Here is a 14,205-nt window from a genome sequence, read left to right on the forward strand (position 1 = left end):
CAGTGGTTCTGAAAACCTTCGGCTGGTCGTTCGCAGTCACTGCGCTCGGACTGGTCGCAGCGGTGCTCTACGGGGGGTGGGAGGCCTTCGGGATCGTTGCGATCCTGTCCATCCTGGAGATCTCGCTGTCCTTCGACAATGCGGTGGTCAACGCCGGAATCCTGAAGAAGATGAATGCCTTCTGGCAGAAGATCTTCCTCACCATCGGTGTCCTCATCGCCGTGTTCGGCATGCGCCTGGTCTTCCCGATCGTGATCGTCGCGATCAGTGCCAAGATCGGGCCGATCGAGGCCGTCGAACTCGCGGTGCGCGACCAGGACATGTACAAGCAGCTCGTGACGGACGCCCACCCGTCCATCGCCGCCTTCGGTGGCATGTTCCTGCTGATGATCTTCCTCGACTTCGTCTTCGAGGACCGCGACATCAAGTGGCTCGCCTGGCTGGAACGCCCGCTCGCCAAGCTCGGCAAGATCGACATGCTGTCGGCGTGCATCGCGCTGATCGTCCTGGTCATCACCTCGATGACCTTCGCCGTCAACGCCCACCAGCACGGCGGCACGCACGTGGACAAGGCGCAGACGGTCCTGATCTCCGGCGTCCTCGGCCTGATCACCTACATGATCGTCGGCGGCCTCTCCGGCTACTTCGAGAACAAGCTGGAGGAAGAGGAGGAGCACGAACACGAGCTCGAGGAAGCGGCGAAGAAGAGCGGCAAGCCCGTCTCGGCCGTCGCCATGGCCGGCAAGGCCGCGTTCTTCATGTTCCTCTACCTCGAAGTCCTCGACGCCTCCTTCTCCTTCGACGGGGTCATCGGCGCCTTCGCCATCACCAGTGACATCGTGATCATGGCCATCGGCCTCGGTGTCGGTGCCATGTACGTCCGGTCGCTCACGGTCTACCTGGTCCGCCAGGGCACCCTCGACGACTACGTCTACCTGGAGCACGGCGCGCACTACGCCATCGGCGCGCTCGCCGTCATCCTGCTCGTCACCATCCAGTACGAGATCAACGAGGTCATCACCGGCCTGGTCGGCGTCGTACTGATCGGATGGTCCTTCTGGTCCTCGGTGCGCCGCAACAAGCGCCTGGAGCTGGAGGGTTCCACCGCCGACGCATGATCACGGCGGTAATGCGGAACGCTCAAGTGCGGGGCGGTCCGGCAGGTCCACGGACCTGCCGGACCGCCCCGTCCGCATGTCGGGACGCCGGCGTGCCGGCAGGGGGCCGGGCGCGCCAAGGGACAAGGGGGGTTGTGGGGATGGGATTCTTCGACGGCATCAGGGGCAGCCGCGGCACGCAGTTCCAGTCGGGCAGTGCCTCGTCGAACGCGATCGAGCTGACCAAACGCCATCCGACGGTATCGCTCACCAAACAGGGGGCAGTGCACGGAAATCTGCGCGTGAACCTCTCCTGGCGGATGCGGACCTCGGACATAGGCGGCCGCAGCGCCGGCCAGAGCGGGCAGCTCTTCCGGCATCCGTTCAAACTGTTCAAGCCGGACATGGTGCAGGCGCACACCCAGGGCATGGTCAATGTCGACCTCGACATCGGCTGTCTCTACGAGCTGACCGACGGCACCCGGGGCGTCGTCCAGCCGCTGGGGAACCTGCACGGGGACATCAACAGTCCGCCGTACGTGAAGCTCAGCGGGGACGACCGGTTCGGGGCGCCCTCCGGCGAGACGGTCTTCGTCAATCTCGACCACGCCGAGGAGATCAAGCGGCTGCTGGTCTTCGTGTACATCTACGACCAGACCCCGGCCTTCGACCGGACGCACGCCCTGGTCACCCTCTACCCGATCACCGGGCCGCGGATCGAGATCCCGCTGGAGGAGCGCCACCCGCACGCCCGCTCCTGCGCGGTCGTCTCCCTGGAGAACATCAAGGGAGAGCTGATCGTGCGGCGCGAGGTCACCTTCGTGTACGGGTTCCAGGCCGAGCTGGACCGGCTGTACGGGTGGGGCCTCCAGTGGGGCCGGGGCTACAAGACGAAGACCTGACGGGTCCGGCCGGCCCGGCCGGTCCGGCCGGGCCGGGTCAGCCGGACCCGGCCGCTGTCACCGGCGGATGAACTGCGGGCCCTGGGCCGGCAGCCGGAAGGCCGCGTCCGGTGCCGGGGCCGGCACCGGGACCGGCGCCGGTGCCTGCGATACCGGCTGCGGGTAGCCGTAGGCGGGCTGGGAGGCCGGCGGGGCCTGGGTGGGCGGCGCCGGGGTCGCGGGGGAGGCCGATGGGGCCTGCTCCTGTCCCTGTCCCTGTCCCAGTCCCTGTCCCTGGGCCTCGGGGGCGTTCTCGTCCACGGAGATCCCGTGGTCGGTGGCCAGGCCGACGAGCCCGTTGGAGTAGCCCTCGCCGAGTGCGCGGAACTTCCACGCGTCTCCCCGCCGGTACAGCTCCCCGCAGATCAGCGCCGTCTCGGCGCCCGTCTCCGGCCGCACGTCGAAGTAGGCCAGCGGTTCGGAGCCGCCGGTCGCGGTGGCGTCGTAGAGCAGGATCCGCAGGTCGCGGACCCGCTCGAAGGGGATGTCCTCGGCGGAGGCGACGACGAGGACCCGGTCCACGGCCGGGGTGACGGCCCTCAGGTCCGCCTGGACGGCGTCGGTGATCCCGTCGCCGAGCTGCTTCTTCCCGAGCCGCCAGACGGCTCCGGAGGGGTGCCGGGGCTGGTTGTAGAAGACGAAGTCCTCGTCCGAGCGCACGCGCCCGTCCGCCCCCACGAGCAGCGCGGAGGCGTCCACGTCGGGCACGTCGGGCCCCCCGGTCCAGCGCAGCACCGCGCGGACCGCCACGGCGGTCACGGGGATGTTGGAGCCCTTCTGCATCGCGTGCGTCATGGCGGTCATCCTGCCCTCCCGGGCGGGAGCGGGACAATGCGGCCCCCCGTAGACCTTGTCCGGATCGCGAGACCTGGGCATGGTGCAAGAGGGTTACCTGGATTTCATGTGCTTGAGGAACTCTTGACTCGCGTTCGTACGTACTATTACCGGCCATGCCAGATCGGCCGCCGAGCCTGTACGGGGGAAGCACATGCGTCACTTCGGGCACGTATCGCCCACTGTCCGCAAGGACCTCTTCCACCAGGAGCCGGCCGAGTTCACCGCCGCCTCCCCCTCCGCCACGCTCGCGGCCGCCCTGGGAGCCACGCTCTACAGCCCGGCCACCCGCCCGCAGCTCGCCCGTGACATCCGCAAGCAGGCCGGCCTCGGGGTCGTCTCCATGGTCCTCTGCCTGGAGGATTCCATCAGCGACGCCGACGTCGCGGGCGGCGAGGAGAACCTCGTCCGGCAGTTCGCCGCGCTCCACGAGGACACGGAGGAGCTCCCGCTGCTCTTCATCCGCGTCCGGGAACCCGAGCAGATCCCCGACCTCGTGCACCGGCTCGGCGGCTCGGCGGCTCGACTGGCCGGATTCGTGCTCCCCAAGTTCAGCGAGAGCCGGGGCGTCGCCTTCCTCGACGCCGTCGCACAGGCGGAAGCCGCGAGCGGACAGCCCCGGCTGTACGCGATGCCCGTCCTGGAGACCCCCGAGCTGCTCCACCTGGAGACCCGGGTCGAGGCCCTCGCCGGGATCTCCCGCACGGTGAACAAGTACCGCGAGCGGGTCCTGGCGCTGCGCCTCGGCGTGACCGACTTCTGCTCCGCATACGGGCTGCGCCGCACTCCCGACATGACCGCGTACGACGTCCAGATCGTCGCCGGGGTGATCGCCGACGTGGTCAACGTGCTCAGCCGCGCCGACGGCACCGGCTTCACCGTCACCGGGCCCGTGTGGGAGTACTTCCGCAGCCAGCAGCGCCTCTTCAAGCCGCAGCTGCGCCGCAGCCCCTTCCTGGAGGAGGGCGTCGAGGAGCTGCGCACCGCGCTGATCGAGCACGACCTGGACGGGCTGCTGCGCGAGATCGAGCTCGACCGGGCCAACGGGCTGCTGGGCAAGACCTGCATCCACCCCGCCCACGTCACCCCGGTCCACGCGCTCTCGGTGGTGTCGCACGAGGAGTTCAGCGATGCTCAAGACATCCTGCGCCCCGAGAGCGGAGGCGGCGGAGTGATGCGTTCCGCCTACACGAACAAGATGAACGAGGTGAAGCCCCACCGGGCCTGGGCCGAGCGCACCATGCTGCGCGCCGAGGTCTTCGGTGTGGCGAAGGAGGAGGTCGGCTTCGTCGATCTCCTCACGGCCGGGCTCCAGGTGTGAGCGGGCCGTTGACTGCGAAGAAGGGCAAGAAGATCGAAGCGGTGTGGTCGGGAACGTGGGTCGCGGACCGGCTGGGCGTGAGCCTGCAGGAGGGCGCGGGTGATGGCCCGCGGCTGGACGAACTGCTCGGGCTGGCGCTGCGCCGCAACCCCAAGCGGGCGCACCTGCTGGTCTCGCGGGTGCTGGGCAAGCACGTCCCGCAGTCCCCGGCGGCCGTGTACGCCGCCGGGTACGGGCTCGGCGAGCGGGTCCGGGAGCTGCTGGGCGAGGAGGAGGCCGCCACGGCGGTCGTCCTGGGGTACGCGGAGACCGCGACCGGGCTGGGCCACTGCGTGGCCGACGGCCTGGGCGCCGCCCCGTACCTGCACTCCACCCGCCGCTCCGTGCCCGGAGTGGAGGCCGCGGGCGGCTTCGAGGAGGCCCACTCGCACGCCACCTCGCACCTGCTGCTGCCCGAGGACCCGAAGCTGCTGGCGGGCTCGGGCCCGCTGGTCCTCGTCGACGACGAGTTCTCCACCGGCAACACCGTCCTGAACACCATCGCCGACCTCCACGCCCGCCACCCGCGCGCCCACTACGTGGTCGTCGCCCTGGTCGACATGCGCTCCCCGGCCGACCGCGCCCGCCTGACGGACTTCGCCGCCGAGCTGGGCGCCCGCGTGGACCTCATAGCCCTGGCCTCGGGCACGGTCTCCCTCCCGGAGGGGGTCCTGGAAAAGGGCCAGGCCCTGGTGGAGCAGTACGAGGCCGAGGCCGCGGCGATGGCTGCCGCGGCCTCTCCCGTCTCCCCTGCCGGGGCCTCCTCCGCCGCCGGCTCTCCCGCTGGTCCTGCCGCTGCTGCCGCCGCTGCCGCCGCCGCGAGCGCGGCCGGGCACGCCGCCGCTGCCGGATCCGAGCCCGCTACGGGCGAATCGCAGCCGGGGGGTGGGCAAAATCAGCCCCTGCGGCGTTTGAGCAGCGGGGGCCGGGGCGGCGCCCCGGCAGACGGCCCGCACCCGATCACCCACGTGGAACTGGGCTGGCCGGCCGGCATACCCGACGGCGGACGCCACGGCTTCACCCCCGCGCACCGCGCAGCACTGGACGCGGCGCTGCCCGCCATGGCGGACCGGCTCACGGCCGCGCTCGGCGCGGCCCCCGCCCGGGTCCTCGTACTCGGCAACGAGGAGCTGATGTACGCCCCGCTGCGCCTCGCGCAGGCGCTGGAGGCGTCCGGCGCCGCGGCCGAGGTCCGCTTCTCCACCACCACCCGCTCGCCGGTGCTCGCCGTGGACGACCCCGGCTACGCGATCCGCACCCGCCTCGTCTTCCCCGCGCACGACGACCCGGCCGACGGCCCGGGAGACCGGTACGCGTACAACGTCGCGAGCACGGCCGGCGCCGGCTTCGACGCCGTGGTCGCCGTCGTGGACTCGGCCGGGGACACCCCCGAGCTCCGCACCGGACTCCTCGCGGCCCTCGCGCCGCACACCGGCCGGGTCGTGCTGGCGGTCATACCTTCGTACGTACCCGACCGGCAGGAGCCGATCATGACCGAGCCCCCGCGCGAACCACTGGGCGAACCACTGGGCGAACCACTGCGCGGGCCCGCCTTCTCCTCCTACGCCGCCGAGGACGTCGGCTGGCTGCTCCAGGACCTCTCCGACGTGGAGCTCGAAGCCCCGACCGAGGAACGCGAGGAGGCCATCCAGGCGGGCGGCGCGCACTATGCGGAATCCCTGCCGGTGGAGTTCCAGCCGTCCCCGGAGTACCAGCAGCTCTACCAGAGCGCGCTGACCGCCTCCGCCGCCCGGATGGCCCGCGCCGTCGGAACCGTCACCGAGACGGTCCTCGCCGAGCGCTCCCCTTCTCCCGTCCTCGTCTCCCTGGCCCGCGCCGGCACCCCCGTCGGCGTGCTGATGCGGCGCTGGGCGCAGGCCCGCCACGGCCTGGACCTGCCGCACTACGCCGCCTCCATCGTGCGCGGCCGCGGCATCGACGCCAACGCGCTGCGCTGGCTGGCCGCCCACCACGATCCGGCCGACGTCGTCTTCGTCGACGGCTGGACCGGCAAGGGAGCGATCACCCGCGAACTGCGGGAGGCCCTGGGTGAGTTCGAGGGCTTCAACCCGGAGATCGTGGTCCTCGCCGACCCCGGCTCGTGCGTGGAGACGTACGGCACGCGCGAGGACTTCCTGATCCCCTCCGCCTGTCTCAATTCCACTGTTTCCGGACTGGTCTCGCGTACGGTGCTCAGGTCCGACCTGGTCGGGCCCGCCGATTTCCACGGCGCGAAGTTCTACCGGGAGCTCGCCGGGGCCGATGTCTCCGTCGCGTTCGTCGACACCGTCTCCGCGCACTTCGAGGAGGTGGCCGAGGCCGTGGACGCCGAGGTCAAGGAGCTCCTCGCCGCCGACCGCACGCCGACCTGGGTGGGCTGGCGGGCGGTGGAGCGGATCAGCGAGGAGTACGGCATCCACGACGTGAACCTGGTGAAGCCCGGCGTCGGCGAGACCACGCGGGTGCTGCTGCGCCGGGTGCCGTGGAAGATCCTCGCGCAGCGCGGCGCCGGGGCCGACCTGGACCACGTACGCCTCCTCGCGGAGCAGCGGGGGGTGCCGGTGGAAGAGGTCGACGGCCTGCCCTACAGCTGCGTAGGACTCATTCATCCCCGATTCACGCGCGGCGCCACGGGCGCCGACGGAAAGGCTGTGGCCACCAAGTGACCGTTCTCGTAGCCAGTGACCTCGACCGTACGCTCATCTACTCGGCGGCCGCGCTCGGCCTGACCATGCCCGACCCGGTGGCCCCGCGGCTGCTGTGCGTGGAGGTGCACGAGAGCAAGCCGCTGTCGTACATGACGGAGACGGCGGCGGGGCTGCTGGCGGAGCTGTCCGCCGACCCGGGCGCGGTGTTCGTGCCGACCACCACCCGGACCCGCAAGCAGTACCAGCGCATCCGCTTCCCCGGACGGCCGGCGAAGTACGCGATCTGCGCCAACGGCGGCCAGCTCCTGGTGGACGGGGTCCCGGACCGGGACTGGCGCCGCCAGGTCGCGGCGCGGCTCGCCGCGGAGTCCGTCCCGCTGGAGGAGATGCACGCGCACCTGATGTCCGTCTCCGACCCGGCGTGGCTGCGCAAGGCGCGGGTCGCGGAGGACCTGTTTGCGTACCTGGTCGTGGAGCGGGCGCTGGTCCCCGCGGAGTGGATCAAGACGCTGGCGGAATGGTCCGAGGCGCGCGGCTGGACGGTCTCGCTCCAGGGCCGGAAGATCTACGCCGTACCGCGGCCGCTGACCAAGAGCGCGGCCATGCACGAGGTGGCCCGGCGTACGGAGGCCACGAGCACGCTGGCCGCCGGGGACTCGCTGCTCGACGCGGACCTGCTGCTCGCGGCGGACACGGCCTGGCGGCCGGGCCACGGGGAGCTGGCCGACGCCGGCTGGACGGCGCCGCACGTGACGTCGCTGGCCCAGGCGGGCGTGCTGGCCGGTGAGGAGATCGTGCGCGCGTTCACCCGCGAAGTGACGCGACTCGGCACACCGGCCGCCTGATCTTGGGCACACTGGGCCCATGACCAAGGGCAACAGCACCAAGATCACAGACGAGCTCTACCAGTACATGCTCGCGCACAACCCCCCGCTGGACGAGGTCCAGCGGGGGCTGGTGGCGACGACGTACGAGGTGTTCCCGGACTCGGCCGGAATGCAGTCGGCGGAGGAGCAGGGGCCGCTGCTGGCCTTCCTGGTCCGGCTGACCGGCGCGCGGCACATCGTGGAGATCGGCACCTTCACCGGTTTCTCCTCCCTGTCGATGGCCCAGGCCATGCCGGCGGACGGACGCCTCATCGCGTGCGACGTCTCGGAGGAGTGGACGGCGTACGCGCGCGAGGCCTGGGCGAAGGCCGGCGTCGCGGACCGCATCGACCTGCGGATCGCGCCCGCGATCGAGACGCTGCGCGCGATGCCGGCGGAGCCGCACATCGACATGGCGTACATGGACGCGGACAAGCAGAGCCAGATCGCCTACTGGGAGGAGCTCGTACCGCGGCTGCGCTCGGGCGGTCTCCTCGTCACGGACAACACGCTGTACCACGGCACGGTGCTGGACCCGGCGGCGACCGGCGGGGCGGCGGGGGTCCAGGCCTACAACGACCACGTCGCGGCGGACCCCCGCATGGAGTCGGTGCTGCTGGCGATCTCCGACGGCATCACCCTCTCCCGCAAGCGCTAGCCGCAGCCACCCCCACCACAGCAGCCTCCGCCCGCCCCCATGGGTGCGGCCGCGGCGGGGGCTGCGCTGCTCCCGCCGACGGCGACGGCGGACAGCAGCTTGACGGTATCGGCGTGCCCGGCGGGGCAGTCGGCGGGCGCGGAGGACTCGGCCATGGGCCGGCTGACCTCGAAGGTGTCTTCGCAGGTCCGGCAGCGGAATTCGTAACGGGGCATGCGGACAGGCTACGCAGTCGGGACGCCTCACCGGAATCCCCGGGTACGGGGTGCGGCGCCGTTGCCGGGGGGCCGGCCCCCGGACCCCCGCTCCTCAAACGCCGGAGGGGCTGGTTTTTGGCCGGCGTGGGCCGCACGCAAAGGTGGACGCCGGCCGAATCCAGCCTCGCCGGCGTTTGAGGCGCGGGGTCTGGGGCGGAGCCCCAGGGGGTCCGGGCGCAGCCCGGGGCCCTGCTTTCAGCCCGTCCGGCGATTGAGGACCGGGGTCCGGGCAGCGCCCGGGGAACGGTGGAAGGGCGGGTAGGGGAACTCCGCCCCGCGCAGCGGCACACCCGCAACCGGCGGAGCCGGGCCGCACCCCCGTGTCGGCCCGGCCCCGCCGGGGTCAGCGGACCACCGTGCCGGCCGGGGCCGCGAGGAGGCCGAGCTCCGCACGGGTCGGCGCGCCCTCCCAGTCCCCCCGGGAGGCCACCGCGAAGGCGCCCGTCGTGACCGCACGGTCCAGTCGGGCCTCCTGCGTCGACCCGTCGAGCAACGCCGAGAGGTAGCCCGCGACGAAGGCGTCACCCGCGCCGACCGCGTCGACCGCGCGGACCGGCCGGGCGGGGGCGTGGACCACCGAGCCGTCGTCCGTGTACGCCGTCGCGCCGGCCGCGCCGAGTTTGACCACGACCTCGCCGACCCCGAGGGCAAGGAGTTCCTTCGCCTGGAGGGCTGTGTCGGCCGGGGCGTCGGAAGACAGGCACAGGGCGAGTTCGTCGTCCGAGGCGATGAGGACGTCCACCGAAGGCGCCCACGCGCGCAGCACCGCCGCGGCCTCTTCGGACGACCACAGCCGGGACCGGAAGTTCACGTCCAGGCAGACCAGCGCCGAGTGCTCGGCCGCGAGGCGCAGGGCGAGGGTGCAGGCCGAGCGGGCCGAGCGGGAGAGCGCCGGGGTGATCCCGGTCAGGTGCAGGACCTTCGGCGGGGCCGCCGTGAAGGCCCGCTCCACCGAGCAGGCCTTGAGCCGCGAACCCGCCGAGCCCGCGCGGTAGTAGTGCACCCGCGTCACCTCCGGCAGCCTCGGCTCCGCGAGCATCAGCCCGGTCGGGGCCCCGCCGTCGTCGAGACAGGCTCTGCGGACGTCGACGCCCTCGGCACGCAGGGTCCGTAGGACCAGCTCACCGGCTTCGTCCTCGCCGACCGCGCCCGCCCAGCGGACGGCGTGCCCGAGCCGGGCCAGGCCGATCGCGACGTTCGACTCGGCGCCCGCGACGGAGACCTCCATGCTCCCGCCCAGGCGCAGCGGGCCGCTGCCCCGCAGGGCGAGCATCGTCTCCCCGAAGGTGAGGACCTCGGGGGTGGTGTCGGGAGCGGCTTCGGGCCCGGTCACGTGCAGACCGCCTTTCATGCGCAGACCGCCTTGAACTCCGCCGCCCTGCGCCGCAGCGCGAGCAGGTCGCCGCCGTCGGCCGCGTCCCCGATCAGTGGGGAGCCGACGCCGACCGCCACCGCGCCGGAGGACAGGTACTCGGCCGCGGCGGCCGCGTCCACCCCGCCGACCGGTACGAAGGGCAGGTCGGGGAAGGGGGCGCGCAGGGCCCGAAGGTACGCCGGTCCGCCGATCGAGCCCGGGAACAGCTTGAGCGCGGAGGCCCCCGCCGCGTCGGCCGCGATGACCTCGGTCGGGGTGATGACCCCGGCCAGTACCGGCAGCCCCTGCCGGACGGATTCGTCCACGCCGGCGCCGAGCCCCGGGGTGACCATCAGGTTGGCTCCGGCGTCGGCGGCCCGCTGGGCGTCCTCGGCGGTGAGGACCGTGCCGGCCCCGAGCCAGGCCTCGTCACCGAGCTCCTTGCGGGCCCGGCCGATGACGTCCAGCGCGTCGGTCCCGCTGAGGGAGACCTCGATGAGCGGGACGCCTTCCTCGACGAGGGTCATGACGGTGCGGAAGGACGCCTCCGCGTCCCGTCCGCGGACGATGGCGACGAGCCGCTCCTGTCGCAGCGCTGCGCCGAACTCCATGGGAATGCCTGCCTTCTGATGTGTGTGGGGGAGGGGGGAGGGGGATCGCGAGGGGTGGTGGGGGCTCACCACTCGGCGAAGGAGCCGTCTTCGTGGCGCCACACCGGATTGCGCCAGGCGTGGCCTTTCTTGTCGGCGGCGCGGACGGCCGCCTCGTCGACCTCGACGCCCAGGCCCGGCCGCTCGGTGCGGATCAGGGAGCCCGCGTCGAAGCGGAACGGCGCGGGGTCGGTGACGTAGTCGAGGAGCTCGGCGCCCTGGTTGTAGTGGATGCCGATCGACTGTTCCTGGATGAGGAAGTTCGGGGTGGTGAAGGCGACTTGGAGGCTGGCCGCCAGGGCGACCGGCCCCAGCGGGCAGTGCGGCGCGATCTGGGCTCCGTAGACCTCGGCGAGGGAGGCGATGCGGCGCAGTTCGGAGATGCCGCCGGCGTGTGAGATGTCGGGCTGCAGGATCGCCACGCCGGCCTGCAGCGGGGCGAGGAACTCCCGTCGGGAGAAGAGTCGTTCGCCCAGCGCGATGGGGATGTTGGAGGCGTTCACCAGATCGGGGACGGCCTGCATGTACTCGGAGAGGACCGGCTCCTCGACGAACATCGGGTCGTACGGGGCGAGGAGGGGGAGGATCCGGCGGGCGTTGGCGGGGGAGACCCGGCCGTGGAAGTCGAGCCCGAAGTCGCGGTCGTCGCCGAGGACTTCGCGGGCGGTCTCGGCGCGCCGGAGGCAGTCGCGGACCTCGGAGCGGGTGGCGAGGGGGCTCATGCGGCCGCAGCCGTTCATCTTGACGGCCGTGAAGCCCGCCTCGACCTGCTGGACCAGCGCGTCCTTGATCTCGTGCGGCTCGTCGCCGCCGACCCAGGCGTAGGCGCGGATCCGGTCGCGGACCGGCCCGCCGAGGAGCTGGTGCACGGGCATCCCGTACGCCTTGCCCTTGATGTCCCACAGCGCTTGATCGAGCCCGGCGACGGCGGAGGACAGCACGGGGCCGCCGCGGTAGAAGCCGCCCTTGGTCATGACCTGCCAGTGGTCCTCGATCCGCATGGGGTCCTGGCCGGTCAGGTACTCGGACAGCACCTCCACGGCCGCGCGCACCGGCTCGGCACGCCCTTCGACCACGGGTTCGCCCCAGCCGACGACGCCCTCGTCGGTTTCTACGCGCACGAACATCCAGCGCGGTGGGGCCATGAACGTCTCGATGCGGGTGATCTTCACGGCGGACGGTGTCCTCTCCTGGTGGGGGCGGCAGGACGGGGTCTGCGGGTACTGCGGGGCTAGGGGCTCTGAGGGCCGGTCTGCGGGGCTGGCCTACGGGTTCTCGGGGCTCTCTGGGTTCTACGGGTGGTCGCGCTGCGCCATGTCGAGGAGGTCGAGCACGGCCCGGTGCGCCCCGTCCGGGTCCCACGCCCGGACCCGGTCGACCACGGCCCGGTGGATCGCGTGCGGGTGCTCGAAGTCCCCCTTGTGCACCGTGCGGTCGCGTTCCACGAGGGCCGGGATGATCACCCGGTACATCTGCGCGAAGAACAGGTTGTGCGAGGCGGTCAGCAGCGCCAGGTGGAACGAGGCGTCCGCCCGGACGTGCAGCACCGGGTCGCGGTCGCTCGCCGCCATCGCGGTCAGCGCCGCGTCCAGCGCGGCCAGGTCCTGCTCGGTGGCCCGTATGGCGGCCAGCGCGGCGGCGGCCGGCTCGATCGAGCGGCGCAGTTCGAGGAGGTCCGAGAAGAAGCAGTCGGGCGCGCCGGCCGCGAGCTTCCAGCGCAGCACGTCGGCGTCGAAGAGGTTCCAGTCGGTGCGCGGGCGCACGAAGGTGCCGCGCTTCTGGCGGGCGTCGAGCAGCCCCTTGGCCATGAGCACCTTGATGGATTCGCGGAGCACCGTCTGGCTGACGTCGAGCTCCTCCATCAGGAGGGGGAGGTCGAGCGTGGCTCCCTCGTCGTACGTGCCGTCGAAGATCCGGCGGGCCAGCTCTTCCACCGCGGCCTTGTGGACCCCGCGGCCGCCGTACGCGGCCTCGCTGCTGCTGTTCATTCCGGTTTCCCCTCTCCCTGTCGGGGCTTTGGTCCCTACTTGCTCCCCTGACAAGGCAAAGGCTTGCACAAGTAATCCTTAATTAGCAATTATTGCGTGGCGCCACCGGAACGGCTGGTTCCGGCTGCTCTGCGCCGCTCAGCGCTCCACAGCTCACACCTCACACCTCACACGTCACACGTCCTCGGGAGACACCGATGTCCCTCAGCCACGACCCGGCCGCCGCGACCACGCGGCCGGGCACCGGCGCCGGCCCGTCCGGCCTGCCGAAGCGCCGGATCGGCAAGTACCGCTTCGCGATCCTCGCCGTGCTCTTCGTCAGTACCGCCATCAACTACCTGGACCGCAGCGTCCTGTCGATCGTGGCGCCGGACGTCTCCAAGGACCTCGGCATCTCGCCCGAGATGATGGGCTGGCTCTTCTCCGGCTTCGCCTGGACCTACGCCCTCGCCCAGATCCCCGGCGGCCGCCTTGTCGACAAGTTCGGCCCGCGCATCGTCTACGCCTGGGCGCTGATCGGCTGGTCCGTGATGACCGCCCTCGGCTCGCTCGCCAAGGGCTTCGGCTTCCTCTTCGCCAGCCGCATGGGCCTCGGCCTCTTCGAAGCCCCCGCCTTCCCCTGCAACGGGCGCGTCGCCGCCTCCTGGTTCCCGCGCGCCGAACGCGGCCGGGCGGTCGCCGTCTACACCTCCGGGCAGTTCATCGGCCTCGGCGTGGCCTTCCCGCTGATCGCCTGGATGGCCGCCGCCCTCGGCTGGCGCCACGTGTTCTGGATCCTCGGCGGCATGGGCATCGCCTGGGCGCTGGTGTGGGTGAAGGTCATCCGCAACCGCCCCGAACAGCACCCCGGGGTCGGCGAGTACGAGCTCGTCCACATCACCGGGGACGAGGCCTCCGCCGACAGCTCCGCCCAGGCCCGGGAGAAGGGCGCCTTCCGCCGGGACATGGGCTTCCTGCTCCGCCGGCGCCGCATCTGGGGCGTCTTCCTCGGCCAGTTCGCCATCGCCTCGACGCTGTACTTCTTCCTGACCTGGTTCCCGACCTACCTCACCAACGAGCGCGGCCTGAGCCTCGACAAGGGCGGCCTGACCGGGGCCCTGCCCTTCGTCGCCGCCCTCGTGGGCGTGCTGTGCGGCGGCAGTTGGTCCGACTGGATGGTCAAGCGCGGCATGTCGGCCTCCTTCGCCCGCAAGACCCCGATCGTGACGGGCCTGGCCCTGGCGGGCGTCATCGTCGCCGCCAACTACGTCACCTCGAACGCCGCGATGATCGCCATCATGTGCGTGGCCTTCTTCGCCAACGGCCTCGCGTCCTTCTCCTGGGTCCTGGTCACCGAGATCGCCCCGGAGCGGATGCTCGGCGTGGCCGGCGGGGTCTTCAACGTCTTCGGCAACCTCGCCGGCATCGTCGTCCCGATCGTCATCGGCTACATGATCGGCGGCGGCGACGGCTCCTTCGCCCTCCCGCTGATGCTGATCGGCGGCATCACGATCGGCGGCGCCCTGTCCTTCCTCTTCCTGGTGGACAAGGTCGAACGCATCGAGGCATGAGA

At 71.7% G+C, this 14,205-nt stretch carries 13 protein-coding genes; 7 read left to right on the top strand and 6 right to left on the bottom strand.

Translation table 11 applies throughout. From position 1 onward, the window contains the following. The first annotated feature begins 2 nt into the window (after nt 1–2). Nucleotides 3–1,118: a DUF475 domain-containing protein gene (locus tag MTF69_RS00310; protein WP_243330393.1), complete on the top strand. Its 1,116-nt coding sequence runs from the start codon at nt 3–5 to the stop codon at nt 1,116–1,118. A 140-nt stretch (nt 1,119–1,258) separates the two neighbouring features. Further along, nucleotides 1,259–1,999, top strand: a complete 741-nt coding sequence (locus MTF69_RS00315; RefSeq protein ID WP_243329428.1) for a Tellurium resistance — start codon at nt 1,259–1,261, stop codon at nt 1,997–1,999. A 57-nt stretch (nt 2,000–2,056) separates the two neighbouring features. On the opposite strand, the gene MTF69_RS00320 is transcribed toward MTF69_RS00315, so the two are convergent. Then, nucleotides 2,057–2,833 carry a TerD family protein gene (locus tag MTF69_RS00320; RefSeq protein ID WP_243330395.1) on the bottom strand — a complete coding sequence of 259 codons (777 nt, stop codon included), beginning with the start codon at nt 2,831–2,833 and terminating at the stop codon, nt 2,057–2,059. A gap of 193 nt (nt 2,834–3,026) precedes the next feature. On the opposite strand from MTF69_RS00320, the gene MTF69_RS00325 reads away from it, so the two are divergent. The 4 genes from MTF69_RS00325 to MTF69_RS00340 are packed head-to-tail and all read left to right on the top strand — an operon-like array spanning nt 3,027 to nt 8,404. Continuing rightward, on the top strand, nt 3,027–4,193 hold the full coding sequence (locus MTF69_RS00325) for an HpcH/HpaI aldolase/citrate lyase family protein (RefSeq protein WP_243329429.1): 1,167 nt from the start codon (nt 3,027–3,029) through the stop codon (nt 4,191–4,193). A gap of 8 nt (nt 4,194–4,201) precedes the next feature. Further along, nucleotides 4,202–6,898 (top strand): phosphoribosyltransferase, encoded by a 2,697-nt coding sequence (locus tag MTF69_RS00330; RefSeq protein WP_279345214.1) that lies wholly within the window; start codon nt 4,202–4,204, stop codon nt 6,896–6,898. After that, entirely contained in the window at nt 6,895–7,725 is an 831-nt protein-coding gene (locus tag MTF69_RS00335) for an HAD family hydrolase (RefSeq protein WP_243329433.1), read from the top strand. The genes MTF69_RS00330 and MTF69_RS00335 overlap by 4 nt, the downstream gene beginning before the upstream one ends. A gap of 19 nt (nt 7,726–7,744) precedes the next feature. After that, complete coding sequence (locus MTF69_RS00340; RefSeq protein ID WP_243329435.1) at nt 7,745–8,404, top strand: O-methyltransferase; 660 nt, start codon at nt 7,745–7,747, stop codon at nt 8,402–8,404. Here MTF69_RS00340 and MTF69_RS00345 read toward each other — a convergent pair. From MTF69_RS00345 to MTF69_RS00365, 5 genes are all read right to left on the bottom strand, one after another. After that, nucleotides 8,401–8,619, bottom strand: a complete 219-nt coding sequence (locus MTF69_RS00345) for a zinc ribbon domain-containing protein (protein ID WP_243329436.1) — start codon at nt 8,617–8,619, stop codon at nt 8,401–8,403. The genes MTF69_RS00340 and MTF69_RS00345 overlap by 4 nt on opposite strands. 385 nt (nt 8,620–9,004) lie before the next feature. Beyond that, a complete protein-coding gene (locus MTF69_RS00350) occupies nt 9,005–9,934 on the bottom strand; it encodes a sugar kinase (protein ID WP_243330397.1) in 930 nt (309 codons plus the stop codon). A 74-nt stretch (nt 9,935–10,008) separates the two neighbouring features. Continuing rightward, a complete protein-coding gene (locus MTF69_RS00355; RefSeq protein WP_243329439.1) occupies nt 10,009–10,626 on the bottom strand; it encodes a bifunctional 4-hydroxy-2-oxoglutarate aldolase/2-dehydro-3-deoxy-phosphogluconate aldolase in 618 nt (205 codons plus the stop codon). A 65-nt stretch (nt 10,627–10,691) separates the two neighbouring features. Further along, nucleotides 10,692–11,837 (bottom strand): galactonate dehydratase, encoded by a 1,146-nt coding sequence (gene dgoD / locus MTF69_RS00360; RefSeq protein WP_243329441.1) that lies wholly within the window; start codon nt 11,835–11,837, stop codon nt 10,692–10,694. 120 nt (nt 11,838–11,957) lie between these two features. Continuing rightward, the gene (locus MTF69_RS00365) at nt 11,958–12,653 is read right to left on the bottom strand and encodes a FadR/GntR family transcriptional regulator (protein ID WP_243329443.1); all 696 of its coding nucleotides are present in this window, start codon (nt 12,651–12,653) and stop codon (nt 11,958–11,960) included. Between the two features lie 197 nt (nt 12,654–12,850). On the opposite strand from MTF69_RS00365, the gene MTF69_RS00370 reads away from it, so the two are divergent. After that, nucleotides 12,851–14,203, top strand: a complete 1,353-nt coding sequence (locus tag MTF69_RS00370; RefSeq protein WP_243329444.1) for an MFS transporter — start codon at nt 12,851–12,853, stop codon at nt 14,201–14,203. Nucleotides 14,204–14,205 lie beyond the last annotated feature (2 nt).

Origin of the sequence: Streptomyces sp. AP-93, from assembly GCF_022808175.1 — a bacterium.
Lineage (GTDB): Bacteria > Actinomycetota > Actinomycetes > Streptomycetales > Streptomycetaceae > Streptomyces.